Below are 24,262 nucleotides of genomic sequence, written 5' to 3'. Positions count from 1 at the left end.
GAAAAGCGACCTTTTGTTCATGCGTATCGAAGCCCGTCCCTTGCCTGCTCAGTTGCCCGACCTGGGCAACCTGCCGCCCTTGCTGACCCGCCTGTACGCCGCCCGTGGCGTGCAGTCCGCCGAGGAGCTGGACAAGGGCCTGGCGCGGCTGATTCCGTATCAGCAGCTCAAGGGCATGACGGCGGCGGTGGAGCTGCTGGTCGAGGCGCTCGAGCAGCGCCAGCGCATCCTCATCGTCGGTGACTTCGATGCCGACGGCGCCACGGCCAGCAGTGTCGGCGTGCTTGGCCTGCGTCTGCTCGGCGCGGCGCATGTCGACTACCTGGTGCCCAACCGTTTCGAATACGGCTACGGCCTGACCCCGGAGATCGTCGCCGTGGCGCTGCAGCGCCAGCCCGACCTGCTGCTGACCGTGGACAACGGCATTTCCAGCGTCGAAGGCGTGGCTGCGGCCAAGGAGGCCGGGCTCAAGGTGCTGGTGACCGATCACCACTTGCCGGGGCCCGAATTGCCGCAGGCCGACGCCATCGTCAATCCCAACCAGCCCGGCTGCGAGTTCCCGAGCAAGGCCATGGCCGGGGTCGGGGTGATGTTCTACGTGCTGCTGGCGCTGCGGGCACGCCTGCGTGAAAGCGGCTGGTTCGCCACTCGCCAGGAGCCGAACCTGGGCGAGCTGCTCGACCTGGTGGCGCTCGGCAGCGTGGCCGACGTGGTGCCGCTGGATGCCAACAACCGCATCCTGGTCCACCAGGGGCTGGCGCGTATCCGTGCCGGCCGTGCGCGGCCCGGGCTGCGGGCGATTCTCGAAGTGGCTGGGCGCGATCATCGGCGCATCACCTCCACCGACCTGGGGTTCATCCTCGGCCCGCGACTGAATGCGGCGGGGCGCCTGGACGACATGAGCCTGGGGATCGAGTGCCTGCTCTGCGACGACGAAGCGCTGGCCCGCGACATGGCGGTGCAGCTCGACCAGCTCAACCAGGACCGCAAGGCCATCGAGCAGGGCATGCAGCGCGAGGCGCTGGCCCAGCTCAAGGACCTGCCCGTGGCGGACATGCCGTTCGGCCTGTGTCTGTTCGAGCCGGACTGGCACCAGGGGGTGATCGGCATCCTCGCCTCGCGCCTGAAAGAGCGCTACCACCGTCCGGCCATCGCCTTCGCCGATGCTGGCGATGGCATGCTCAAGGGCTCGGCGCGCTCGGTGCCAGGGTTGCATATCCGCGACGCGCTGGACGCGGTGGCGGCGCGACATCCGGGGCTGATCAGCAAGTTCGGCGGACACGCCATGGCCGCCGGGCTGTCCCTGCGGCAAGAACATTTCGGTGCCTTCGCCGCGGCCTTCGATGCCGAGGTGCGCCGTCAGCTCAGCGAGGATGACCTCACTGGCAGGCTGCTCTCCGACGGCCAACTCGACGCCACCGAGTTTCACCTCGAACTGGCTCGTGCGCTGCGCAATGCCGGGCCATGGGGCCAGCATTTCCCCGAGCCGCTGTTCCACGGCGTGTTCCAGATCGTGGGCCAGCGCATCGTCGGCGAGCGTCACCTGAAGCTGGTGCTCAAGACCGAGTGCGGCAGCGTGCAGCTCGACGGCATCGCCTTCAACATCGACCGCGACATCTGGCCCAACCCCACGCTGCGCTGGGCCGAGGTGGCCTACAAGCTCGACCTCAACGAGTTTCGCGGCAACGAGAGCGTGCAGCTGATGGTGGCGCATATCGCCCCGCGCTGAGGCGGGGCAGCGCGCGAGCTAATTCGCCAGGCCTTCGAGTACCTGGCGCAGCTGTTCGCGGTTGGCCGGCGAGCAGGGCAGGATCGGTGCGCGCACCTCGTCGCTGCTCAACCCCAGCAGGGCCAGGGCCGCTTTTACTGCGGCCGGGTTGGCTTCGCAGAAGGCCGCCTGCATCCAGGGCAACAGGCGATAGTGCAATTGCCGGGCGCCGGGCAGATCACCCTGCATGACGCACGCGTGCATGCGCGCATAGAGGTCGGTGCGGACATGCGCCGAGGCCGAGATGGCGCCATGGCCGCCCAGGCACAGGGTGCTGAATATCTGCGTATCCTCACCGGCAAGCACCTGCACCTGTGCGTCCGCGATCAGGGCCATGGTGGTTTCCGCATCGCCTGCACAGTCCTTGATGGCGGCGATATTGGCGTGGCGCACGATGCGGCGCAGCGTGTCGCGTTCGATCCGCACGCCGGTCCGGTAGGGGATGTCGTAGAGCACCAGCGGGACGCTGGCGGCATCGGCCAGGGTGGTGAAGAAGTGCTCCAGCCCGGCCTGGGAGGGGCGAATGTAGTAAGGCGCCGGCACCAGCAGCCCGGCCAGCGGGCGGCGCTGGATCTCCCGCTGCCGATCGAGCAGGGCATTCAGCTGGTTGCCGGCCAGGCCCATGATCACCTGGTGCGGCGCGGCCTGGCGCAACACGGCGTCGAGCACGGCGAGCTGTTCGTCCTCGCTCAAGGCCGCGGCTTCGCCCGTGGTGCCGCACACCACCAGGCCGGCCGCGCCATCGGCGAGCAACCGCTGCACCAGCCGATCGAGGCTGGCGAAGTCGATCTCACCGTTGCGCAACGGGGTGGCCAGGGCGACCCAGATACCACTGAAACTGGACATGTGAAACTCTCCTTGCGACTGACCGTCTGGTCGCCGTCAGGGAGGGTGCGGGAGAGGTGCTGGAGGGTATGAACCTGGCGCCTGGTGTCCTGTCAGCCCATCTGACGGGACAGCGCGCCCCGGTCAAATGAGCGACTGTTTCTTGGATTTCTTGGCAACGACGACGCACGCGCACTGGCAGGCACGGAAGCCTGGGAGCAGTGAGCTGTGGTCGAAGGTGGCGTACATGGGAGGCCCGTTGCATGAATCGTTCGCCGATGGTGCTTGGCCCGGCGCGCGGCTGTCAAGCCGCCTCCGCAATTCAGCTGCCCGGTGTGGCGCAGCGGCGCCACACCGGGGGCTTGCGGGTCAGTGCTTGAACATCACATGGCGAATGGCGGTGTAGTCCTCCAGGCCGTACATCGACATGTCCTTGCCATAACCGGAGCGTTTGACACCGCCGTGTGGCATCTCGCTGACCAGCATGAAGTGCGTGTTGACCCAGGTGCAGCCATATTGCAGGCGCGCCGCCAGGCGATGGGCACGGCCCACGTCACGGGTCCAGACCGAACTGGCCAGGCCGTAGCTGGAGTCGTTGGCCCAGGCCAGCACCTGCGCCTCGTCGTCGAAGGCCGTGACGGAGATCACCGGGCCGAACACCTCGCGCTGGACTATCTCGTCGTCCTGGCGGGCATCGGCCAGCACGGTTGGCTCGAAGAAGAAACCGGGGCGTTCGGCACGCTTGCCGCCAGTGACCAGGCGAATGTGTGGCAGCGCCTTGGCGCGCTCGACGAAGCCTTCGACACGCTGCAGGTGCTGTTCGGTGATCAACGGGCCGAGTTCGACGCCGTCTTCGTCCTGCAGGCCCATCTGCAGCGAGCCGACCGCTTCGCCGAGGCGCTGCACCACTTCGTCATACACGCCCCGCTGAACGTACAGGCGGCAGGCGGCGGTGCAGTCCTGGCCGGCGTTGTAGAAGCCGAAGCTGCGAATGCCGTCGACCACCGCGTCGAGGTCCGCATCGTCGAACACCAGCACCGGCGCCTTGCCACCCAACTCCATGTGCATGCGTTTCACGCTCTCGGCGGTGCCGGCGATGATCCGCGAACCGGTGGGGATCGAGCCGGTGAGCGAGACCATGCGCACCTTGTCATGGCTCACCAGCGGTTCGCCAACGCTCGGGCCACGGCCGAAGACGATGTTGACCACGCCGGCAGGGAACAGAGGGGCGATCAGCTCGCCGAGGCGCAGGGCGCTCAGTGGCGTTTGCTCGGACGGCTTGAGCACCACGGTATTGCCGGCAGCCAGGGCCGGGGCCAGTTTCCACGCGGCCATCATCAACGGGTAGTTCCATGGCGCGATGGAGGCGACCACGCCGACCGGGTCACGGCGGATCATCGAGGTGTGTCCGGGCAGGTACTCGGCGGCTGCCGAGCCCTGCAGGCAGCGCGCGGCGCCCGCGAAGAAGCGAAACACGTCGGCGATGGCCGGCAGTTCGTCATTGCGTGCGGCACTGTAGGGTTTGCCGCAGTTCTGCGATTCCAGGCGGGCCAGTTCATCGGCGTTGGCGTCGATGGCGTCGGCCAGTGCCAGCAGCAGCGCCGAGCGCTGGCCGGGAGTGCTCTGCGACCACTGCTCGAAGGCTGCGTCGGCGGCGCATACGGCAGCGTCGACCTGCGCGGCGCTGGCCTCATGGATCTGCAGCAGGGGCGTGCCCAGAGACGGGTTGAGTACGGCCTGCGCTTCGCCCAGGCCGGTGACCAGTTCACCGTTGATCAGCAATTTGCTTTGCATGCATGGAACCTCGCTAGAAAGTGGGCGTTGGTGGATGGTCGAAGGTCATTTGCCACTGCCGGCAACGCCTTCGCTGTCCTTGGTCAGGTAGTAGGCGCCGAGGATCGGCAGCATGGTCACCAGCATCACGGCCATGGCCACCACGTTGGTCACCGGTACGTCACGCGGGCGCGACAGCTGGTTGAGCAGCCATAGCGGCAGGGTGCGTTCGTGACCGGCGGTGAAGGTGGTGACGATGATTTCGTCGAACGACAGGGCGAAGGCCAGCATGCCGCCCGCCAGCAGTGCCGAGCCTAGGTTGGGCAGGACGATGTAGCGGAAGGTCTGCCAGCCGTCGGCGCCCAGGTCCATGCTGGCTTCGATCAGGCTCTGGCTGGTACGGCGAAAGCGGGCGATGACGTTGTTGTAGACGATCACCACGCAGAAGGTGGCGTGGCCGATGACGATGGTGAGGATGCCCGGCTCGATGCCGAAGGTCTTGAATGCCGCGAGCAGGGCAATGCCGGTGATGATGCCGGGCAGCGCGATCGGCAGGATCAGCATCATCGAGATGCTCTCCTTGCCGAAGAAGTCCCGGCGATACAACGCCGCGGCAGCCAGTGTGCCGAGCAGCAGGGCGATCAGCGTGGCGATGGAGGCCACCTGCAGTGACAGCTTGATGGCCTCGAGCACGTCGGTGCGGGCGAAGGCCACGGCGAACCAGTCCAGGGTCAGGCCCTTGGGCGGAAAGCTGAAGCCGGCGCTCTCGGTGTTGAAGGCATACAGCGCGATGATCAGGATCGGGAAGTGGAGGAACAGCAGGCCGCCCCAGGCGGCGGTCTTGAGCCCCCAGGAGGCTTTCTCAGAGTGCATCGAAGGCCCCCAGGCGTTTGACGATGGACAGGTACACGGCGATCAGCACGATCGGCACCAGGGTGAAGGCGGCGGCCATCGGCATGTTGCCGATCGAGCCCTGCTGCGAATAGACCATGTTGCCGATGAAGAAGCCGGGCGGGCCGACCAGTTGCGGGACGATGAAGTCGCCCAGGGTCAGGCTGAAGGTGAAGATCGAGCCGGCTGCGATACCCGGAATCGACAGCGGCACGATCACCTGGGCAAAGGTCTGCGCCGGGCGGGCGCCGAGGTCGGCGGAGGCCTGCAGCAGGGAGGGCGGCAGGCGCTCCAGGGAGGCCTGGATCGGCAGAATCATGAACGGCAGCCAGATGTAGACGAACACCAGGAAGCGGCCGAAGTTGGAGGTGGACAGGGTGTTGCCGCCGACCCCGGGGGTGGCCAGCAGCAGGTTGAGGAGTGGCTCCAGGCCCAGGTGCTGGACGAACCACATGGCCACGCCCCCCTTGGCCAGCAGCAGCGTCCAGGCGTAGGCCTTGACGATGTAGCTGGCCCACATCGGCAGCATGACCGCGATGTAGAAGAAGGCCTTGGTCTTGCCCGTGGTGTAGCGGGCCATGTAGTAGGCGATGGGAAAGGCCAGCAGGGCGCTGGCGATCGAGACCGCCACGGCCATGCTCAGGGTGCGCAGGATGATGTCGAAGTTGGCGGGCTGGAACAGCGCCTTGAAGTTGGCCAGGGTCAGGTCCGGAGTCACCGTCATGCTGAAGTCATCGAAGGTGTAGAAACCTTGCCACAACAGGGTCAGCAGCGAGCCCAGGTAGATCGCGCCGAACCACAGCAGCGGCGGTACCAGCAGCAGCGACAGGTACAGCATCGGCTTGCGGTAGAGCAGGTCGGCCACGCGGTGCAGGAGGCCGCCGCTGGCAGGCAGAGTGCTGACGCTCATCTCATGCTTCCTCGCGCAGGCTGACCATGGCGGCGCGCGGCCAGCGGATCTGCACCGGCTGGCCGGTGCGTGGCGATGCAGCGCTGGTTTGCCACGGGTTGTTGGGCTGGCTGACCGCGAAGGTCTGGCCGTTATCCAGGCCAACCTCGTAGCGTGTGCTGGCGCCCTGGTACTGGATATCCTGCAGCACGCCGCTGATCTGCAACTCGTCACTGGTCAGCGGCTCGTCACCGCACAGGCGCGTATGTTCCGGTCGTATCGACAGGGGCCGAGGGCTGCCGGCCAGCTGCTGGGCCAGCTCGCCACGCAGGACGTTGGAGGTGCCGACGAACTCGGCGACGAACGCCGTGGCCGGTTGCAGGTAGAGGTTGCGCGGGGTGTCCACCTGTTCGATGCGGCCCTTGTTGAACACCGCCACGCGGTCGGACATCGACAGCGCTTCACTTTGGTCGTGCGTGACGAAGATGAAGGTGATGCCAAGCTGGCGCTGCAGCTTCTTCAGCTCGCTCTGCATCTGCTCGCGCAGCTTCAGGTCGAGCGCGCCGAGCGGCTCGTCGAGCAGCAGCACGCGTGGCCGGTTGACCAGGGCGCGGGCCAGCGCCACACGCTGGCGCTGGCCACCGGACATGGCTGCCGGCTTGCGCCCGCCGAAACCGCCCAGGGCGACCATGGCCAGCGCTTCTTCGGCGCGGGCAAGGCGTTCGGCCTTGGCCACCCCCTTGACCTTGAGGCCGTAGGCGACGTTGTCCAGCACGCTCATGTGGGGGAATAGCGCATAGTCCTGGAACACTGTGTTGACGTCGCGGCGGTAGGGCGCCAGACCTGCCGCTTCCTCGCCGTGGATGCGGATCGAGCCGGCACTGGGTTGCTCGAAACCGGCGATCAGGCGCAGGCAGGTGGTCTTGCCCGATCCCGACGGGCCGAGCATGGAGAAGAATTCGCCATCCTGGATGTCGATGGACACCTGGTCGACGGCCTTGACGTCGCCGAACAGGCGCGACACATCGGTAAACTGCACAGCAAACGTCATTTCCAACACTCCAGGAAAAACCACCCAGTACCTCCCTTGCCAGGGTTTGCTGACACGAGGCAGGCCGGTGATGGGTGTACGACGGTGAGATCAAACGCAGGGGCGATGGTCGGACGCGGCAACGTCCGACCGTTGTTCAGCTCGGCTGACTGGAGGCGGGCCGTGCCCTTACCTGCCACCCATGATGGCGATGTAGTCCTGGGTCCAGCGGCTGTAGGGCACGTACTTGCCGCCCTCGGACTGTGGCGTCTTCCAGAAGGCGATCTTGTCGAAGTTGTCGAAACCGTTGACCTTGCAGCCCTCCGCCCCGAGCAGCTGGTTACCCTGACAGGCGGCTGGCACGGCTGGCAGCGAGCCGAACCAGGCGGACACGTCGCCCTGCACCTTGTTCTCCAGCGACCAGTTCATCCACTTGTAGGCGCAGACCGGATGCTTGGCCTCGGCGTGCAGCATGGTGGTGTCGGCCCAGCCAGTGGCGCCTTCGCTGGGTACGGTGGAGGCGACCGGCTGGTTCTCCAGCTGCAGGGCGTTGACCTGATAGGGCCAGGCACCGGACGCGACCACGCCTTCGTTCTTGAAGTCGTTCATCTGCACGGTGACGTCGTGCCAGTAGCGATGGATCAGCGGTTGCTGCTGGCGCAGCAGGGCCAGTACGGCGGCATATTGCTGCTCGTTCAGCAGGTAGGGATCGTCGATGCCCAGCTCGGGCTGGTGCGCCTTCAGATAGAGGGCTGCATCGGCGATGTAGATGGGCCCGTCATAGGCTTGCACGCGGCCCTTGTTGGCCTTGCCGTCGGCCAGGTTCTGGGCTTCGAACAGCACGTTCCAGCTGCTGGGGGCCTGCTTGAACACCTGGGTGTTGTACATCAGCACGTTCGGTCCCCACTGGTAGGGCGTGCCGTAATGCTTTCCGGCGACGGTATGCCAGGGGGCGTCCTTCAGGCGCTCGTCGACCTTGCTCCAGTTGGGGATCAGGTCGGTGTTGATCGGTTGTACGCGCTTGCCGGCAACCAGGCGCAGCGAGGCGTCACCGGAAGCGGTGACCAGGTCGTAACCGCCCTTGGCCATCAGGCTGACCATCTCGTCGGAGGTGGCGGCAGTCTTGACGTTGACCTGGCAGCCCGACTCCTGCTCGAACTGGGTCACCCAGTCATAGGCCTTGTCCGTCTCGCCGCGCTCGATGTAGCCGGGCCAGGCGATGATATCGAGTTGACCCTCTGGTGCTCCCAGGGCAGTCAGCGGTTCGGCGGCCTGCACGGCGCAGATGCTGAGCAGGGCGGTGGTCAGTGCGCTTAGCGCGGCGGTTTTGTGCGCGGACATCGTGTTTCCCTCTTCTTAATATCGTTGTGGGGCAGTGGAATGTCGTCGGCGCTACCGCCGGCGTTGGTCAGTCTAGTTGTTGTCCGTGGCGCACCATGATGTGGCGCGCCACGCTGTAGTCATGCAGCGAGTCGCTGGACAGGTCCTTGCCATAGCCGGAGCGCTTGAGGCCGCCGTGGGGCATTTCGCTGGTCAGCATGAAGTGCGTGTTGATCCAGGTGCAGCCGTACTGCAGGCGCCCGGCAAGCTGGAAGGCCTTGTCCAGGTCGCGTGTCCACACCGAGCTGGCCAGGCCGTACTCGGAGTCGTTGGCCCAGTCCAGCGCCTGAGCGGGTTCGTCGAAGCGGGTGACGGTGACCACCGGACCGAACACTTCGCGCTGGACGATCTCGTCGCTCTGCCGGCAGCCGGCCAGCAGCGTGGGCTGATAATAGAATCCGGGGCCGGAGTGCACGGCCGCGCCGGTGACGCGCTCGATGTGTGGCTGGCCGAGGGCGCGTTCGACGAAGCTGGCCACGCGATCGCGCTGGCGTGCGCTGATCAGCGGGCCGATCTCGTTGTCAGCGTCCTTGCGCCGGGCAAAGCGGATGCTGGCCACGGCATCGCCCAATGCCGCGACGAGGCGGTCGTGGATGCCGGCCTGGGCATAGATGCGGCAGGCAGCGGTGCAGTCCTGGCCGGCGTTGTAGTAGCCATGGGTGCGAATGCCCTGCACCACGGCGTCGAGGTCGGCATCGTCGCAGACGATGACCGGCGCCTTGCCACCCAGTTCAAGGTGGGTGCGTTTGACCGTACGCGAGGCGGCCTGAAGGATCTTCTGCCCGGTGACGATATCGCCGGTCAGCGAGACCAGGCGCACGCGTGGGTGACTGACCAGCGTGCTGCCAACGCTCTCGCCGCCACCGCAGAGGATGTTCAGCACACCGGCCGGGAGGATGTCGCGCAGTGCAGGGGCCAGTGCCAGGATCGACAGCGGCGTGTGTTCCGATGGCTTGAAGACCAGGCAGTTGCCAGCAGCCAGGGCGGGAGCGATCTTCCAGGCAGCCATCATCAGTGGGTAGTTCCAGGGGGTGATGGAGGCGACCACGCCGATCGGGTCGCGACGCACCATGCTGGTGTGTCCGGGCAGGTACTCGCCGGCCAGCTGACCCTGCTGGCAGCGTACCGCGCCGGCGAAGAAACGGAACACGTCGGCGCTGGCCGGTATGTCGTCCTGACGCGCCAGGTACAGGGGTTTTCCGCAGTTCAGCGACTCCAGGGCTGCCAGGGGCTCGGCCAGGGCTTCGATGCTGTCGGCTATCGCGAGGAGGACACTGGCACGCTGTGCCGGGGTGCTGCGTGACCAGCTAGGGAAGGCGCGGTGCGCCGCCTGCACTGCGCTTTCCAGTTGCTCCGGCGAGGCTTCGGCGACGTCGCACAGCAGCTCGCCCGTGGCCGGATTGAGGATGGCCTCGGCCATACCTTGCCCGGCGACCAGTTGGCCGTCGATCAGCAGTGCGCTGTGCAGGGTGGGTGGACTCATCTTCGCGTTTCTTCTTTTTGGGGTTGCGCTTGGCATGGCGACTCCTGAGCGATGCGGAGTGCCTGCGTCCCTGAGGAAACGAGACTAGATTCCGGCACCTGGGCTTACAAATTCTAAATACTGAATGCTGCATTCGATTAAATCGAAACCTTGCGACTGGCCGGCTGCTCGCGAGCCAGGGTCAGGAACGGGTCGACCAGCACCGGCCGGGCCGTACCGCGACGCCAGGCCAGGCCGACATCGAGTGGCTCGACCAGGTCGACCAGCGGACGCGCTTCGATGATGTCGCCCTCCAGCGACCAGGGGCGGTAGGTCATGTCCGGCTGGATCGACAGGCCGAGGCCGGCAGCCACCAGGCTGCGCACGGCCTCCACCGACGCGGTACGCAGGCTGACCTGTGGCGTCAGCCCGGCGCGGCTCCAGATGCGCTGAGTGTGCAGGCCCATTTCGTCGGCGTTGAGCTGGATCAGCGGCTCGCCCGCGACATCGGCGAGGCCGATGCTGTCGCGCTCCAGCAACGGGTGGCGGGCCGGTAGCCAGAGGCGGTGCGGCGAGTGTGTCAGCACTTCGGTCTGCAGGGCGTGACGGTCTTCCAGGTTGGAAAGGATCAATACACCGACATCGATTTCCCCGGCGACCAGCAGGTGCTCGATATACGGCCGTTCATCCTCGACCACGCGGGTCTTCACGTTGGGGTAGGCGCGCTGGAAGCGGGTGATCAGGTCAGCCAGGTAATAGCCGGCCACCAGGCTGGTCACGCCGATGGTCAGGCTGCCGGCGACCTGGTCGGTGCTCTGCTGCAGGCTGCGCTTGGCATTCTCCACCGTCGCCAGGATCAGGTGCGCCTGACGCAGGAACTGGTGGCCCTGATGAGTCAGGCTCATGCCCTTGGCGTGGCGGTTGAACAGAGTGACGCTGATCTCTTCTTCCAGTTGCTGGATGGCTTGCGTCAGCGTCGACTGCGAGATGAACACGGCCTGCGCGGCGGCGGAGATCGAACCGGTCTCGGCCACGGCGATGAAGTGGCGGATCTGGCGCAGCGTCATCATGAGGGCGGGGCTCCGGGCAGATTATGGCCTGATGATTTAACGAATCATGTCTCTTGCATTCTTTTAAACCGAATGTCTGCTCTTGTCAGGCGCGGGGTCAGCAATATCTGGAATTGATCTCCTCGTCGGCACCCTGGAGGCCAGGCTTAGAATCGGGTGATTTCAGATGATGAGGAACAGCTCAATGAATACCCGTGGCTTGCTCGATCAACTGCTCAAATCCGGTCAGGACCTGCTGCAACAGAAAGGGGCGGGCGGTGCGTCGTCGGGGCTGGGCGGCGCGCTCGGTGGGTTGCTCGGTGGTGGCGCAGGTTCCGGCAGCAAGGGCGGCAGCGATCTCGGCGCCATGCTCAAGGGCGCTGGTGGCGGTGCGGCGCTGGCCATGCTGCTGGGCAACAAGCGGGTGCGCAAGGTGGGCGGCAAGGTGGCGGTCTACGGTGGCCTGGCTGCGCTTGGCGTGCTGGCCTACAAGGCTTACGGCAACTGGCAGGCGCAGCAGGCCCAGCAGGGGGGCGCGCAGCCGCTCGAGCCGCAGACCCTGGACCGTCTGCCGGCGCCGCAGGCCGAGCAGCACAGCCGGGCGATTCTCAAGGCGCTGGTGGCAGCGGCCAAGGCCGACGGCCATGTGGACGCCCGCGAGCGTCAGTTGATCGAGGAGGAACTCGGCAAGCTGGCGCAGGACGCCGAGCTGCAGGGCTGGCTGCACACCGAGCTGAACAAGCCGCTCGACCCCGCCGATGTCGCCCGCGCCGCGACCACGCCGGAAATGGCCGCCGAGATGTACCTGGCCAGCGTGCTGATGGTGGACGAGGAGCACTTCATGGAGCGTGCCTACCTCGAGGAACTGGCGCGCCAGCTGCAACTGGCGCCGGCGCTGAAGGCCGAGCTGGAGGCGCAGGTGCGTCAGGAGCTGTCCGGCGTCCGCTGAGGCGGCGTGCGCATCAGTCCCTGTGCCAGGCGCGGCCCGGCACTGTGTTCTCGGCCTGCCAGTCGACGTCATGATCGGCGAGGTAGGCGTCGACTGCGGCGCCTACCGTGGGCTGGATACGCTGTTCGCGGTTTTCCCGCAGGAGCCCGAAGCGTCTGAACTTGTCCTTGACCGGCCCCTTGACCTCGGCGAAATGCAGTTCGATACCGGCCTCGGCCAGCATCTGCTCCAGTTCGGCGAGCATGTCGGCGGAGGTGACGTCGATGCTGGTCACCGGCTCAGCGGCGATGACCAGGCGACGCACCGGCGTCGGCGAGCGGGTGATCGCCTGCAGCACGCACTGCTGGAACTGTTCGGCATTGGCGAAGAACAGCGGCGCATCCCAGCGCAACAGCAGCAGGCCGGGTATCAGGCGGGCTTCCGGGTGGCGCTGGATATCGTGAAAGCCCCGTACGCCGTCGACCTGGCCCAGCACCGCGTAGTGCGGACGCCAGCCATCCCAGAGAAACTCGATCACCGCCAGCAGCACGGCAATGCCGATGCCGGGGATGGCGCCGAAGGTGGCGACGCCGGCGAAGCAGGCCATCGACAGCCAGAACTCCCACTGTTGCACGCGATAGATGCGGATAAGGTCTCGCACCTCGAACAGGCCGATCACGGCAGCGATCACCACCGCCGCCAGGGCGCTGGTGGGCAGGTGCTGCATCAGGTTGGGGGCGGCGACCAGCAGCAGGGCGACCGCCAGGGCGCCGACCACGCCGGCCATCTGCGTCTGTGCCCCGGCGGCCTCGGCTACCGGTGTGCGTGACGAGCTGCTGCTGATCGGGAACCCCTGGAAGAAGCCGCCGATCAGGTTGGCGGCCCCCAGGCCGACCATCTCCTGGTTGGGGTCGACATGGCGGCCACTGCGCGCGGCATAGGTGCGCGACAGCACGCTGGTGTCGGCGAAGGCGACCAGCGCCGCCGCCACACCGCCGAGCACGACGGCGGACAGATCGATGCCGCTGAGCCAGGGCAGGGTGAAGCCCGGCAGCCCCTGCGGCAGTTCGCCGAGGACGCTGGCGCCGTGGCGGGCGAGGTCCAGCAGCTCCACCGCCAGGGTGGCGAGGGTGACGGCGATGAGGATGCCGGGCAGGCGCTTGAAGCGCCGCAGCAGCAGGATCAGCGCCAGCGTGCTGCCACCGATGGCCAGGCTGGCCCAGTTAAATTGCGCGTCCAGCACGCCGCCGACGATGGCCCAGATATCCTGCAGCGGTCCCTGGCTGTCGATGGAGAAGCCGAGCAGCTTGGGCGTCTGGCTGATCACCACGCTCAGAGCGATGCCGTTCATGTAGCCGTAGCGAATCGGCTTGGACAGCAACTCGGTGATGAAGCCCAGGCGCAGCAGGCCGGCGGCGATGCAGGTCAGGCCGGCCACCACGGCCATCATGCTGGCCAGGGTGATCGCCCGCAGCGGGTCACCTCCCGACAGCGGCAGGACCACGGCGAGAATCACTGCGGTCAGGGCCGAGTCGGGGCCGAGCACCAGGATGCGGCTGGGGCCGAACAGGGCGTAGGCCAGCAGCGGCACGATGGTGGCGTACAGACCGTAGATGCCGGCGACGCCCGAGGCTTCGGCATAGGCGATGCCCACCGGCACCAGCATGCTGGTCAGCACCAGGCCGGCGGCGATGTCCCTGGGCAGCCAGCCCAGGCGATAGTGAAGCAGCGTGTGCAGACCAGGGAGCCAGCGTCGCCAGCCGCGTTGCTGCACGATGACGGGAAGCGATCTGTAGTGAGGGGCGGGCATCGCATGGCGCTCGGGAGACATCTGCCTAGTAAAGCGCAGAGTAGGGGCGCCTCACCAGCCTGGCGGCGTTGCGCTGTCTTGCCGGTGTTTCCGCAGAGGTTCTGCAGGGATATTCACGCGCTGCATGTCAGACCAAAAGATCATACTGTTGCGACGCGATGCCCGTTAGGCTCGGGGTTCCGATCCGCCGCCTCGCGAGGATGCTCATGGCGCAGTTGCCCCTGGATAGTTACGACTACCTGATCGTCGGTGCCGGCCCGGCCGGTTGCCTGCTGGCCAATCGTCTGTCCGCAGACCCCTCCGTCAGCGTGTTGCTGATCGAGGCCGGCGGCCCGGACAACTACCCCTGGATCCACATCCCGGTCGGTTACCTCTACTGCATCGGCAACCCGCGTACCGACTGGTGCTACAGCACCGAGGCGGACCCCGGCCTGCACGGTCGTTCGCTGAAGTACCCGCGTGGTCGGGTGCTCGGCGGCAGCTCCTCGATCAACGGCATGATCTACATGCGCGGGCAGGCTGCCGACTATGACGGCTGGGCGGCGGCGGGCAACCCGGGCTGGGCCTGGCGCGACGTGCTGCCCCTGTTCAAACGCTCGGAGAACCACTTCGCCGGAGCCAGCGAGCTGCACGGCGCTGATGGCGAGTGGCGGGTCGAGCGCCAGCGCCTGTCCTGGGAGATTCTCGAGGCCTTCCGCCACGCGGCGGCGCAGCGCGGCATCGCCAGCATCGACGACTTCAATGGCGGCGACAACGAAGGGTGCGGTTACTTCCAGGTCAATCAGCGACACGGCGTGCGCTGGAACGCCTCGAAAGCCTTCCTGCGCGATATCGGCCAGCGCCCCAATCTGCAGGTGCTGACCGGTGCCGAGGCCGAGCGCCTGGAACTGGAGCAGGGCCGCGCCAGCGCCGTGCAGCTGCGCTGGCAGGGGCGGGTGCTGCGCATCGCCGCGCGCCGCGAAGTGCTTCTGTGCGCCGGCGCCATTGGCTCGCCGGCCTTGCTGCAGCGCTCGGGTATCGGCCCGCGACCGCTGCTGGAACAGCTGGGAATCGGTGTGCGCCACGAACTGCCAGGGGTGGGCGCGAACCTGCAGGACCACCTGCAGCTGCGCCTGATCTACCGCATCGAGGGGGTGAAGACGCTGAACCGCATCGCCGCCACGCCCTGGGGCAAGCTGGGCATGGGACTGGAGTACCTGCTCAAGCGCAGCGGGCCGCTGTCGATGGCGCCCAGCCAGCTCGGCGCCTTCGCCAAATCCGACCCCGGTCAGGCGCGCGCCAACCTGCAATATCACGTGCAGCCGTTGTCGCTGGAACGCTTTGGCGAGCCATTGCATGACTTCCCCGCGTTCACCGCGTCGGTCTGCAACCTGCGCCCGGAGAGCCGTGGCTGCGTCGAAATCCGCTCGGCGGACGCCAGTGTCGCGCCGGCGATCCGCCCCAACTACCTGAGTGACGAGCGCGATCTGCAGGTGGCCGCCGATGCGATTCGCCTGACCCGCGAGATTGCCGCGGCCCCGGCACTGGTCCCCTACCACCCGCAGGAATACAAGCCGGGGCCGGACTATCGCAGCGACGCGGACCTGCGGCAGGCGGCGGGGGAGATCGGCACCACCATCTTCCACCCCGTCGGCACCTGTGCGATGGGCCAGGGGCGCGACGCTGTGGTCGATGCGCGTCTGCGCGTGCACGGCATTGCCGGGCTGCGCGTGGTCGATGCGTCGATCATGCCGAGCATCACCTCCGGCAACACCTGCTCGCCGGTACTGATGATCGCCGAGAAGGCCGCGCAGATGATCGCCGAGGATGCGCAGCGCCCGGCGAGCGTCGTTGCGTCCCAGACCGTCGCGCTCAGCTGAGGTCAGCCGGCCGCCAGGCGACGTGTCTCGCGCGGGGCGTGCGGCGCCTGCAGCCTGTGCTGGTTGTCCAGGAGGCGCAGTATGGAGGTTCGCGGTGTCTGGCGAATCTGCTGGCTGATCAACGACCCCAGCAGGGCGCAGAGCAGGCTGACCAGAATGGCGATGAACAGGGCGATGTGGCTGCGCATGCTGTGTGATGGGAGCATGGGGGCGGGCTCGTCTGAGATCGTCGGCCCAGTATATGCACCGTTGATCCAGAGAGTTGCGATTGACTGCCGATAGTGGGCTGCCAGCCTGGGCCGGCTCGGGTATAATCGCCGGCTTTTCCGTCCGATTTGCCGCGAGCGCCGACCACCATGGAAATCAATCCGATCCTCAACGCCATCAAGGACCTGTCCGAGCGAACCCAGTCGATTCGGGGGTATCTTTGACTACGATCACAAGCATGATCGCCTGGTCGAAGTAAACCGCGAGCTGGAAGACGCCAGCGTCTGGAACAAGCCCGAGTACGCGCAGAGCCTGGGCCGTGAGCGCGCCATGCTGGCGCAGATCGTCGAAACCATCGATGACCTCACCGGCAGCCTGGCCGACTCCAGGGACCTGCTGGAAATGGCCGCCGAAGAGAACGACGAAGGCGCGGTGAGCGATATCGCCGCCGAAGTCGAGCGCCTGCGCGAGATTCTCGAGAAGCTGGAGTTCCGCCGCATGTTCAGCGGCGAGATGGACCCGAACAACTGCTACCTGGATATCCAGGCCGGCTCCGGCGGCACCGAGGCCCAGGACTGGGCCAACATCCTCCTGCGCATGTACCTGCGCTGGGCCGACAAGCGCGGCTTCAGTGCCGAGATCGTCGAGCTGTCCGAGGGTGAGGTCGCCGGTATCAAGGGCGCCACCGTGCACATCAAGGGCGAGTACGCCTTCGGCTGGCTGCGCACCGAGATCGGCGTGCACCGCCTGGTGCGCAAGAGCCCGTTCGACTCCGGCGCGCGCCGCCACACCTCGTTCTCGGCGGTGTTCGTCTCGCCGGAGATCGACGACAAGGTGGACATCGAGATCAACCCGTCCGACCTGCGCATCGACACCTACCGCTCCTCCGGGGCCGGTGGTCAGCACGTCAACACCACCGACTCGGCGGTGCGGATCACCCACGTGCCGACCAACACCGTGGTGGCCTGCCAGAACGAACGTTCGCAGCACGCCAACAAGGACACCGCCATGAAAATGCTGCGGGCCAAGTTGTACGAGCTGGAGATGCAGAAGCGCAACGCCGCTTCGCAGGCACTGGAAGACAGCAAGTCGGACATCGGCTGGGGTCACCAGATCCGCTCCTACGTGCTCGACGATTCGCGGATCAAGGACCTGCGTACCGGCGTCGAGCGTAGCGACTGCCAGAAGGTGCTCGATGGCGATCTCGACGGTTACCTCGAGGCCAGCCTCAAACAGGGCCTGTAAGCCTTACCCTGTAGGAGCCAGCTTGCTGGCGATGCTCTTCGGGAGCGTGATCGCCAGCAAGCTGGCTCCTACCAAACCCCATTTGATCTAGACGCCAGGCAGATAAAGCGACCATGAGCGACCAACAACTCGACCAGAACGAACTGCAACAGGAAGAAAACAAGCTGATTGCCCAGCGCAAGGAAAAGCTTGCTGCCGTCCGTGAGCAGGGCATTGCCTTCCCCAACGATTTCCGCCGCGACAGCCTGTGCGCCGAGCTGCAGAAACAGTACGAGGGCAAGAGCAAGGAAGAGTTGGAGGCCGCTGCCATCCCGGTGAAGATCGCCGGGCGCATCATGCTCAACCGTGGCGCCTTCATGGTGCTGCAGGACACCTCCGGTCGTCTGCAGGTCTACGTCGACCGCAAGGGCCTGCCGGCCGAGACCCTGGAAGCGATCAAGAGCTGGGACCTGGGCGACATCATCGCCGCCGAAGGCACCCTGGCGCGCTCCGGCAAGGGTGACCTGTACGTGCACATGACCGACGTGCGCCTGCTGACCAAGTCGCTGCGCCCGCTGCCGGACAAGCACCACGGCCTGACCGACACCGAGCAGCGCTACCGCCAGCGCTACGTCGACCTGATCGTCAACGAGGAAACCCGCCACACCTTCCGCGTGCGTTCGCAGGTGATCGCGCACATCCGTCGCTTCCTCAACGAGCGCGGCTTCCTCGAAGTCGAAACCCCGATGCTGCAGACCATTCCCGGTGGCGCCGCGGCCAAGCCGTTCGAGACCCATCACAACGCGCTGGACATGGCCATGTTCCTGCGTATCGCCCCGGAGCTGTATCTCAAGCGCCTTGTTGTTGGCGGCTTCGAGAAAGTGTTCGAGATCAACCGCAACTTCCGTAACGAGGGCGTGTCGACCCGGCACAACCCCGAGTTCACCATGCTCGAGTTCTACCAGGCCTACGCCGACTACCGCGACAACATGGACCTCACCGAGGAACTGTTCCGCGAGCTTGCCCTGGCCGTGCTGGGCAGCACCGACGTGCCGTACGGCGACAAGGTGTTCCACTTCGGCGAGCCGTTCGTGCGCCTGTCGGTGTACGACTCGATCCTCAAGTACAACCCGGACCTCACCGAGGCCGACCTCAATGACGTCGACAAGGCCCGTGCCATCGCCAAGAAGGCCGGCGCCAAGGTGCTCGGCCACGAAGGCCTGGGCAAGCTGCAGGTGATGATTTTCGAGGAACTGGTGGAGAGCAAGCTGGAGCAGCCGCACTTCATCACCGAGTACCCGTTCGAGGTCTCGCCGCTGGCCCGTCGCAACGATGACAACCCCAGCGTCACCGACCGTTTCGAGCTGTTCATCGGTGGCCGCGAGATCGCCAACGCCTACTCCGAGCTCAACGACGCCGAAGACCAGGCCGAACGCTTCCTCGCTCAGGTGGCCGAGAAGGACGCCGGCGACGACGAGGCCATGCACTACGATGCCGACTTCGTGCGCGCGCTGGAGTACGGCATGCCGCCGACCGCCGGTGAGGGCATCGGCATCGACCGCCTGGTGATGCTGCTGACCAACTCGCCGTCGATTCGCGACGTCATCCTGTTCCCGCACATGCGCCCGCAGGCCTGATGTTCCAGCAAGAAGCCGCCCAAGGGCGGCTTCTTGCTATCTGTTTTCTGCTCGCGGTTCGTTGACGGTGCGACAGGCAGGCGCATCCGGCCTTTTGGTTGATCGGCGAACCCAGTACTCTGCCCCTCATAATCAGAACGTAGAGGTCTTCCCGCCGTGAGTCCTGTGCCTGCGTCCCCGAATGCCAGTCAGGCGGCCAGCGCCGTCGTCGAGAGTGTCCAGTATCAAGGGCGCAAGGCCAGCCGCCAGGGCAGCGAGCAGCGGCGCCAGGCGATTCTCGACGCGGCCATGCGCATCATCGTGCGTGACGGCGTGCGCTCGGTGCGTCATCGCGCGGTGGCGGCCGAGGCTCAGGTGCCGCTGTCCGCCACGACCTACTACTTCAAGGACATCGATGACCTGATCACCGATACCTTCGCCCAGTTCGTCGAGCGCAGCGCCGCGCAGATGGCGGCATTCTGGGCCGGTACCCAGGGCGTGCTGCAGGAGCTGGTCGGGCGTCTCGACGGCAGCGAGCGGGCGCGCCGGCAACTGGCCGACGAGATCGCCGAGCTGGCGGTGCAGTACGTCCAGCGCCAGCTGCGTGATCGGCGTGACCACCTGATCGCCGAGCAGGCGTTCCAGCAGGAAGCCTTGCTCAACCCACGTCTGAGCGACCTGGTGCGGGCGCATCGGCAGATTCTCCAGCAGGGCGTCACCCACTTCTTCGAGGTGCTCGGTTCGCGCCAGCCGGAGCAGGATGCCGTGCTGTTGACGGCCACCATCATGCGGATGGAGTATCAGGGCTTGTTGGACGGTGTCGAGCATCTGGACAGCCAAGGAATGCTGGCCATCCTTAAGCGCTACATGAACCTGGTTCTGGGGTTGTAAGTCCTCGATCTCGCGGTCGAGGGTTTTTCACAAGGAGAGCGAAATGAAAGCCTGGCGCGCACTGGTCGCCCTGTCCTTCCTGCTGTTGAGTGGCTGCCTGGTCACCTTCAAGGACCCGATTCCGGCCAACGAGGCGGCACCCATGCCACTGCTGGGCGAATGGAGCCGCGAGGACGAGTGGGGCGATCAGCTGTTCCTGGAGATCACCCGGGCCGGCTCCAACCTGTACGAGGCGCGCATCTACGAAGGCAGCCCGGACAACCTCGACAGTCTCGAGGAGTTCGGCTTCACCGTCGCCCACCACGGCCGCCGCTGGTACCTTTCGGCCGGTCTGCCGAAGAGCCTGGGCGCCAATTTCGCCATCGCCGGCTTCGAGCTGACCAGGGACAACGAGCTGGTGGTGTATAACCTCGACACCGAACGTATTCTTCAGGACATGGACAAGGGCCTGCTGGAAGGCCAGATGGTCTCCATGCCCGAAGCCGATGGTGCCTTGATCACCAGCCCGCTGGACCGGGTGTTCGCTTACCTCGACGATCCGGCCAATGCCGATCTGTTCGTCGAGATCGCGCGCTATCAGCGGGTTGCCGAGTAGGGAGTGCAATGAACAGCCAGCAGAAACTGGACGACTATCAACTCGGTATCCGCGCCCTGAGCGACCGCATCGTCGAGGCGCAGACACCGATCCGCGTGCTCGACGCGGTGAAGTGGGACGACGGTATCCGCGACGGTTTCCTCAAGGCCAAGGGCAAGCAGCCGCCGGCCATCGATCGTGCCTATTACCTGGGCCGTCCGCTGGGCTTCGATGCCGCGGCCAAGCGCCTGGAGTTCCAGAACATCGAGCGTGACATCACCCGCCAGCTGGGGCAGTTCAGCCCGGTGGGGCAGATCATGCGGCGCATGTGCCGCGAGTACCGCATGGTCATCCGCATGCTCGAGGCGCGTGGCACCGAGGATTTCGGCCTGATCAGCCAGGAACTCTACGGTTCGGCCTCCGATGCCTTCCACGCCGGTGATCCGACGCTGGCCGACCTCGGCCTGATGCTCTCCGACTACCTCAACAACATCGACGCCCGTGGCGACCTGGAAGACGAAGCCAAGACGCTGGGCGCCGGTGATGCGGTGAACATGCTGCAGCAGCGCCTGGCCGAGGTGTTCGGTGACGACACGGTGCGGGTGCTGGAGTCCGACGGGATTCTCGCCGACGCCGCCGCCGGCGCCGACTACATCAAGATCCGCAGCGATGCGCGCTTCAACGAGCGTGACGTCAAGGCGCTGGAGGTGCACGAAGGGCTGGTGCACGTAGGCACCACCCTCAACGGCCTGAACCAGCCGATCTGCACCTTCCTGGCCAAGGGGCCGCCCTCGTCGACGGTGACGCAGGAAGGCCTGGCGATTCTCATGGAGGTGATCGCCTTCGCCTCCTACCCGACCCGCCTGCGCAAGCTGACCAACCGCACCCGCGCCATTCACATGGCGGAGGAGGGCTCGGATTTCCTCCAGGTCTTCGAATTCTTCCGCGAGCAGGGCTACGGCCTGGAAGGCAGCTACAGCAACGCCAGCCGGGTGTTTCGTGGCTCCCTGCCGAGCGGCCTGCCGTTCACCAAGGACCTGTCCTACCTGAAGGGCTTCATCCTCATCTACAACTACATCCAGTTGGCGGTGCGCAAGGGCAAGCTGGAGCAGATCCCGCTGTTGTTCTGCGGCAAGACCACCCTGGAAGACATGCGCACCCTGCGCAAGCTGGTCGACGAGGGCCTGGTGCTGCCGCCCAAGTACCTGCCGCAGCAGTTCCAGGACATGAATGCACTGTCGGCCTGGATGTGCTTCTCCAACTTCCTCAACCACCTGAGCATGGACCGCATCGAAGCGGACTACGCCAACATCCTCTAGGTGCCGGACGGGCGCCGCATTTCTCTGTACAGGGAGTACAACATGGAACATTCGGTTTTCGAGCGGCAAGTGCAGCTCACGGATCGCACCATCAGTCCTGCGGTCTACAACCTGGTTATCGGCTTGACCCTGCTCTGGGGCTTCGCGGTCAACTGGTGGATGGTGGGAGCGATCAGCGTCGAGTGGATACGCAGTATCAATATCTGGGTCTTCTTCGGCGGATACTTTGCGTCCTGCATGCTGGGCGTCTACCTGTTCTCCAGCTCCAGCAATCCCCTGGTGAGTTTCGTCGGCTACAACCTGGTCGTGGCGCCGTTCGGCCTGATCATCAACCTGGTCGTCAGCCGTTACGACGCGAACCTCGTTCAGCAGGCGATTCGTCTGACGGCTCTGGTTACCGTGGGCATGATGGCCCTGGGCACCTTGTTTCCCGCATTCTTCCAGCGCATTGCCTCAGCGCTGACGATCGCGCTGCTGCTGGTGATCGTCGTGGAACTGGTGGAAGTCCTGGTGTTCGGTATCCGTCATGGCATCCTCGACTGGATCGTGGTGCTGATCTTCTGCGGCTACATCGGCTACGACTGGGGCCGCGCCAATCAGATTCCCAAGACGCTGGACAACGCGATAGACAGTGCAGCCGCGCTGTACATGGACATCATCAACCTGTTCCTGCGCATTCTGCGGATCCTGGGACGCAAATGAAGGGTGCCGTGCCTGGCGGTTGTCCTGCGTCCGTCACCCGCCTTGATATGAACGATCCAGAGGTCCAGTAATGCCCAGCCATCAACTCGACTACGAAATCCTCGGCAGTTCCGCACAGTCGGTGGAGATCATCCTCGATCCGGGGGAAACGGTGATCGCCGAGGCCGGGGCGATGAACTACATGACCGAGGGCGTGCGCTTCGACACCCGCATGGGCGACGGCTCGTCCAGCGGCCTGCTGGGCAAGCTGTGGAGTGCCGGCAAGCGCATGCTCACCGGTGAGTCGCTGTTCATGACCCACTTCAGCAATGCCGGCAAGGGGCAGGCACGGGTCGCCTTCGCGGCTCCTTACCCCGGTACCGTGGTGCCGATCGAGCTGGCGCGGATCGGCGGCACGCTGATCTGCCAGAAGGACGCCTTTCTCTGCGCCGCCCATGGCACCCGCGTCGGCATCAGCTTTGCCAAGCGCATCGGCGCGGGCTTCTTCGGCGGCGAGGGCTTCATCCTGCAGAAGCTCGAAGGCGACGGCCTGGCCTTCGTGCATGCGGGCGGCACGGTGATCCGCAAGGAGCTGAACAACGAAACCCTGCGTCTCGACACCGGCTGCCTGGTGGCCTTCAGCGACGGTATCGACTACGACATCGGCCTGGCCGGCGGCCTCAAGAGCATGCTGTTCGGTGGCGAGGGCATCCTCCTGACCACCCTCAAGGGCACGGGCAGCGTGTGGATCCAGAGCCTGCCGTTCTCGCGTCTGGCCGAGCGCGTCTACACGGCCACCGTGCAGGCCCGTGAGGAGGTTCGCGCGGGTGGCAAGTAGACTCGGGCGCTGGGCCCTGCTGCTGGTCAGCCTGTGGCTGGCCGGTTGCAGCGGGTTGCTGTTCTATCCCGAGCCGGGATTGCCGATCACGCCCGAGCGCGCCGGCCTGGCGTATCGCGACATCGAACTGCAGGCCGCCGATGGCACCCGCCTGCACGCCTGGTGGTTGCCGGCCAAGGCGGGCACGCCGGTCAAGGGCACGGTGCTGCATCTGCATGGCAACGGCGGCAACCTGGCCTGGCACCTGGGCGGCGTGCACTGGCTGCCGGAGCAGGGCTATCAGGTGCTGATGCTGGATTACCGTGGCTACGGGCTTTCCGCAGGCAAGCCCAGCCTGCCTGCGGTGTACCAGGATATCGACGCGGCGTTCGCCTGGCTCGAGCAGGCACCAGAAGTCCGGGGCCAGCCCCTGTTCGTGCTGGGGCAGAGCCTCGGCGGGGCGTTGGCCGTGCACTATCTGGCTGAGCACCCCGAGCGCCGGTCAGCCGTGCGGGCCATGGCCCTCGATGGCGTGCCGGCGAGCTATCGCGATGTCGCGCGCCATGCGCTGAGCACGTCCTGGCTGACCTGGCCACTGCAGGTGCCGCTGTCGTGGCTGGTGCCGGATGCCGACAGCGCCATTCATGGCATCGACAAGCTCGAGGGTTTGCCGCTGCTGATCTACCACAGTGTTGACGACACGATCGTGCCGCTTTCCAATGGCCGGCGTTTGTATCAAGCTGCGCGCCCGCCACGTGCTTTCCAGGCGACCCGCGGCGCGCACGTGCAAACCTTCGCCGAACCGGCCTGGCGCGCGTCGTTGCTGGCGTTCTTCGAGACGCCGCTGGCCACGCTCGAACGCCTGGAAACGGCTACCGAATCCGCAACAGAGAGTCCGCAATGACCGAACGCAACCCCATCCCGCTGATCATCACCGCCATCGGCAGCATCGTCGGCACCGTCGCCGTGCTCTGGTACTACGGCTACGTGCATTTCGCCAAACCCGAAGATGCCCTGTTGCTGTCCGACTTCACCATGCTCAAGACCATCCCCGGCGAGGACTACAAGGTGTCGCTGAAGCCGGCCAACCAGGTCGCGCAGTGCATCGACGGGGTGCTGGTGCTGTTCGATCTGGAGCAGAAGGGCCTGACCGGCGTGCTGGTGGACAACAAGAAGCAGGCCGTACGCTGCATGGGCGAGGAAACGCCCGCGCTGCAGCAGTAAGGGCTGGCAGAGCCCTGCGACAAGCGAACCCCGGAAAACAAGAAA

22 protein-coding genes are annotated in these 24,262 nt (G+C 65.8%); 12 read left to right on the top strand and 10 right to left on the bottom strand.

Annotated features, from left to right (window positions below):
* The first annotated feature begins 19 nt into the window (after positions 1 to 19).
* Positions 20 to 1,729: a single-stranded-DNA-specific exonuclease RecJ gene (gene recJ, locus EWH21_RS18145; RefSeq protein ID WP_150606094.1), complete on the top strand. Its 1,710-nt coding sequence runs from the start codon at positions 20 to 22 to the stop codon at positions 1,727 to 1,729.
* 18 nt (positions 1,730 to 1,747) lie between these two features.
* Here recJ and dapA read toward each other — a convergent pair whose 3' ends face one another.
* The 8 genes from dapA to EWH21_RS18105 form a co-directional block, all read right to left on the bottom strand.
* Positions 1,748 to 2,614 carry a 4-hydroxy-tetrahydrodipicolinate synthase gene (gene dapA, locus EWH21_RS18140; RefSeq protein WP_277698991.1) on the bottom strand — a complete coding sequence of 289 codons (867 nt, stop codon included), beginning with the start codon at positions 2,612 to 2,614 and terminating at the stop codon, positions 1,748 to 1,750.
* Positions 2,615 to 2,962: 348 nt separating this feature from the next.
* Entirely contained in the window at positions 2,963 to 4,387 is a 1,425-nt protein-coding gene (locus EWH21_RS18135) for a gamma-aminobutyraldehyde dehydrogenase (protein WP_047589547.1), read from the bottom strand.
* A gap of 45 nt (positions 4,388 to 4,432) precedes the next feature.
* Entirely contained in the window at positions 4,433 to 5,239 is an 807-nt protein-coding gene (locus tag EWH21_RS18130) for an ABC transporter permease (protein WP_047589545.1), read from the bottom strand.
* Positions 5,229 to 6,167 (bottom strand): ABC transporter permease, encoded by a 939-nt coding sequence (locus EWH21_RS18125; protein WP_277698990.1) that lies wholly within the window; start codon positions 6,165 to 6,167, stop codon positions 5,229 to 5,231. The genes EWH21_RS18130 and EWH21_RS18125 overlap by 11 nt, the downstream gene beginning before the upstream one ends.
* 1 nt (position 6,168) lies before the next feature.
* Positions 6,169 to 7,197: an ABC transporter ATP-binding protein gene (locus EWH21_RS18120; RefSeq protein ID WP_277698989.1), complete on the bottom strand. Its 1,029-nt coding sequence runs from the start codon at positions 7,195 to 7,197 to the stop codon at positions 6,169 to 6,171.
* Between the two features lie 168 nt (positions 7,198 to 7,365).
* Entirely contained in the window at positions 7,366 to 8,517 is a 1,152-nt protein-coding gene (gene ydcS, locus EWH21_RS18115) for a putative ABC transporter substrate-binding protein YdcS (RefSeq protein WP_277698988.1), read from the bottom strand.
* A 67-nt stretch (positions 8,518 to 8,584) separates the two neighbouring features.
* The gene (locus tag EWH21_RS18110; RefSeq protein ID WP_277698987.1) at positions 8,585 to 10,039 is read right to left on the bottom strand and encodes a gamma-aminobutyraldehyde dehydrogenase; all 1,455 of its coding nucleotides are present in this window, start codon (positions 10,037 to 10,039) and stop codon (positions 8,585 to 8,587) included.
* Between the two features lie 137 nt (positions 10,040 to 10,176).
* The gene (locus EWH21_RS18105) at positions 10,177 to 11,088 is read right to left on the bottom strand and encodes a LysR family transcriptional regulator (RefSeq protein WP_277698986.1); all 912 of its coding nucleotides are present in this window, start codon (positions 11,086 to 11,088) and stop codon (positions 10,177 to 10,179) included.
* A 184-nt stretch (positions 11,089 to 11,272) separates the two neighbouring features.
* Between EWH21_RS18105 and EWH21_RS18100 the strand changes: the two genes are divergently transcribed.
* Complete coding sequence (locus EWH21_RS18100; RefSeq protein ID WP_150606090.1) at positions 11,273 to 12,016, top strand: tellurite resistance TerB family protein; 744 nt, start codon at positions 11,273 to 11,275, stop codon at positions 12,014 to 12,016.
* Positions 12,017 to 12,029: 13 nt separating this feature from the next.
* On the opposite strand, the gene EWH21_RS18095 is transcribed toward EWH21_RS18100, so the two are convergent.
* Positions 12,030 to 13,805: a SulP family inorganic anion transporter gene (locus EWH21_RS18095; RefSeq protein WP_277698985.1), complete on the bottom strand. Its 1,776-nt coding sequence runs from the start codon at positions 13,803 to 13,805 to the stop codon at positions 12,030 to 12,032.
* 215 nt (positions 13,806 to 14,020) lie between these two features.
* Here EWH21_RS18095 and EWH21_RS18090 point away from each other — a divergent pair, with 215 nt between their 5' ends.
* Positions 14,021 to 15,664 (top strand): GMC family oxidoreductase N-terminal domain-containing protein, encoded by a 1,644-nt coding sequence (locus tag EWH21_RS18090; protein ID WP_277700631.1) that lies wholly within the window; start codon positions 14,021 to 14,023, stop codon positions 15,662 to 15,664.
* Between the two features lie 2 nt (positions 15,665 to 15,666).
* Here EWH21_RS18090 and EWH21_RS18085 read toward each other — a convergent pair whose 3' ends face one another.
* Positions 15,667 to 15,870, bottom strand: coding sequence for a hypothetical protein (locus tag EWH21_RS18085; RefSeq protein WP_277698984.1), 204 nt, complete (start codon positions 15,868 to 15,870; stop codon positions 15,667 to 15,669).
* A gap of 150 nt (positions 15,871 to 16,020) precedes the next feature.
* Between EWH21_RS18085 and prfB the strand changes: the two genes are divergently transcribed.
* The 9 genes from prfB to EWH21_RS18040 all read left to right on the top strand — a co-directional run bounded on the left by prfB (position 16,021) and on the right by EWH21_RS18040 (position 24,217).
* Positions 16,021 to 17,116, top strand: a protein-coding gene (gene prfB / locus EWH21_RS18080; RefSeq protein ID WP_134677070.1) for a peptide chain release factor 2 whose coding sequence is annotated in 2 segments (ribosomal slippage) — positions 16,021 to 16,092 and positions 16,094 to 17,116 — 1,095 coding nt in all. Because the reading frame shifts where the segments join, the coding sequence is not laid out codon by codon here.
* 113 nt (positions 17,117 to 17,229) lie between these two features.
* Entirely contained in the window at positions 17,230 to 18,732 is a 1,503-nt protein-coding gene (gene lysS / locus EWH21_RS18075; RefSeq protein ID WP_037049380.1) for a lysine--tRNA ligase, read from the top strand.
* Between the two features lie 156 nt (positions 18,733 to 18,888).
* Complete coding sequence (locus EWH21_RS18070) at positions 18,889 to 19,602, top strand: TetR family transcriptional regulator (protein ID WP_037049378.1); 714 nt, start codon at positions 18,889 to 18,891, stop codon at positions 19,600 to 19,602.
* Positions 19,603 to 19,645: 43 nt separating this feature from the next.
* Complete coding sequence (locus tag EWH21_RS18065) at positions 19,646 to 20,197, top strand: hypothetical protein (RefSeq protein WP_277698983.1); 552 nt, start codon at positions 19,646 to 19,648, stop codon at positions 20,195 to 20,197.
* A gap of 8 nt (positions 20,198 to 20,205) precedes the next feature.
* Positions 20,206 to 21,495, top strand: coding sequence for a flavohemoglobin expression-modulating QEGLA motif protein (locus tag EWH21_RS18060; protein ID WP_277698982.1), 1,290 nt, complete (start codon positions 20,206 to 20,208; stop codon positions 21,493 to 21,495).
* A 42-nt stretch (positions 21,496 to 21,537) separates the two neighbouring features.
* Positions 21,538 to 22,197, top strand: coding sequence for a Bax inhibitor-1 family protein (locus EWH21_RS18055; RefSeq protein ID WP_277698981.1), 660 nt, complete (start codon positions 21,538 to 21,540; stop codon positions 22,195 to 22,197).
* A 70-nt stretch (positions 22,198 to 22,267) separates the two neighbouring features.
* Positions 22,268 to 23,014: a TIGR00266 family protein gene (locus tag EWH21_RS18050; protein WP_037049368.1), complete on the top strand. Its 747-nt coding sequence runs from the start codon at positions 22,268 to 22,270 to the stop codon at positions 23,012 to 23,014.
* Positions 23,004 to 23,897: an alpha/beta fold hydrolase gene (locus EWH21_RS18045; protein WP_277698980.1), complete on the top strand. Its 894-nt coding sequence runs from the start codon at positions 23,004 to 23,006 to the stop codon at positions 23,895 to 23,897. Before EWH21_RS18050 ends, EWH21_RS18045 begins: the two co-directional genes overlap by 11 nt.
* The gene (locus EWH21_RS18040) at positions 23,894 to 24,217 is read left to right on the top strand and encodes a hypothetical protein (RefSeq protein ID WP_037049362.1); all 324 of its coding nucleotides are present in this window, start codon (positions 23,894 to 23,896) and stop codon (positions 24,215 to 24,217) included. Before EWH21_RS18045 ends, EWH21_RS18040 begins: the two co-directional genes overlap by 4 nt.
* The last annotated feature ends 45 nt before the right edge of the window (positions 24,218 to 24,262 follow it).

Origin of the sequence: Pseudomonas sp. REST10 (genome assembly GCF_029542605.1) — a bacterium.
In the GTDB taxonomy this organism is placed as follows: Bacteria; Pseudomonadota; Gammaproteobacteria; order Pseudomonadales; family Pseudomonadaceae; genus Aquipseudomonas; species Aquipseudomonas khazarica.
The sequence above is the reverse complement of the archived record's forward strand: the minus strand, read 5'-3'. Positions and strand labels throughout refer to the sequence as shown.

Coding starts and splice junctions, on each gene's coding strand:
- recJ (WP_150606094.1), top strand. CDS start 20: ATGCGTATCGAAGCCCGTCCCTTGCCTGCTCAGTTGCCCGACCTGGGC.
- dapA (WP_277698991.1), bottom strand. CDS start 2,614: ATGTCCAGTTTCAGTGGTATCTGGGTCGCCCTGGCCACCCCGTTGCGC.
- EWH21_RS18135 (WP_047589547.1), bottom strand. CDS start 4,387: ATGCAAAGCAAATTGCTGATCAACGGTGAACTGGTCACCGGCCTGGGC.
- EWH21_RS18130 (WP_047589545.1), bottom strand. CDS start 5,239: ATGCACTCTGAGAAAGCCTCCTGGGGGCTCAAGACCGCCGCCTGGGGC.
- EWH21_RS18125 (WP_277698990.1), bottom strand. CDS start 6,167: ATGAGCGTCAGCACTCTGCCTGCCAGCGGCGGCCTCCTGCACCGCGTG.
- EWH21_RS18120 (WP_277698989.1), bottom strand. CDS start 7,197: ATGACGTTTGCTGTGCAGTTTACCGATGTGTCGCGCCTGTTCGGCGAC.
- ydcS (WP_277698988.1), bottom strand. CDS start 8,517: ATGTCCGCGCACAAAACCGCCGCGCTAAGCGCACTGACCACCGCCCTG.
- EWH21_RS18110 (WP_277698987.1), bottom strand. CDS start 10,039: ATGAGTCCACCCACCCTGCACAGCGCACTGCTGATCGACGGCCAACTG.
- EWH21_RS18105 (WP_277698986.1), bottom strand. CDS start 11,088: ATGATGACGCTGCGCCAGATCCGCCACTTCATCGCCGTGGCCGAGACC.
- EWH21_RS18100 (WP_150606090.1), top strand. CDS start 11,273: ATGAATACCCGTGGCTTGCTCGATCAACTGCTCAAATCCGGTCAGGAC.
- EWH21_RS18095 (WP_277698985.1), bottom strand. CDS start 13,805: ATGCCCGCCCCTCACTACAGATCGCTTCCCGTCATCGTGCAGCAACGC.
- EWH21_RS18085 (WP_277698984.1), bottom strand. CDS start 15,870: ATGCTCCCATCACACAGCATGCGCAGCCACATCGCCCTGTTCATCGCC.
- lysS (WP_037049380.1), top strand. CDS start 17,230: ATGAGCGACCAACAACTCGACCAGAACGAACTGCAACAGGAAGAAAAC.
- EWH21_RS18065 (WP_277698983.1), top strand. CDS start 19,646: ATGAAAGCCTGGCGCGCACTGGTCGCCCTGTCCTTCCTGCTGTTGAGT.
- EWH21_RS18060 (WP_277698982.1), top strand. CDS start 20,206: ATGAACAGCCAGCAGAAACTGGACGACTATCAACTCGGTATCCGCGCC.
- EWH21_RS18055 (WP_277698981.1), top strand. CDS start 21,538: ATGGAACATTCGGTTTTCGAGCGGCAAGTGCAGCTCACGGATCGCACC.
- EWH21_RS18050 (WP_037049368.1), top strand. CDS start 22,268: ATGCCCAGCCATCAACTCGACTACGAAATCCTCGGCAGTTCCGCACAG.
- EWH21_RS18040 (WP_037049362.1), top strand. CDS start 23,894: ATGACCGAACGCAACCCCATCCCGCTGATCATCACCGCCATCGGCAGC.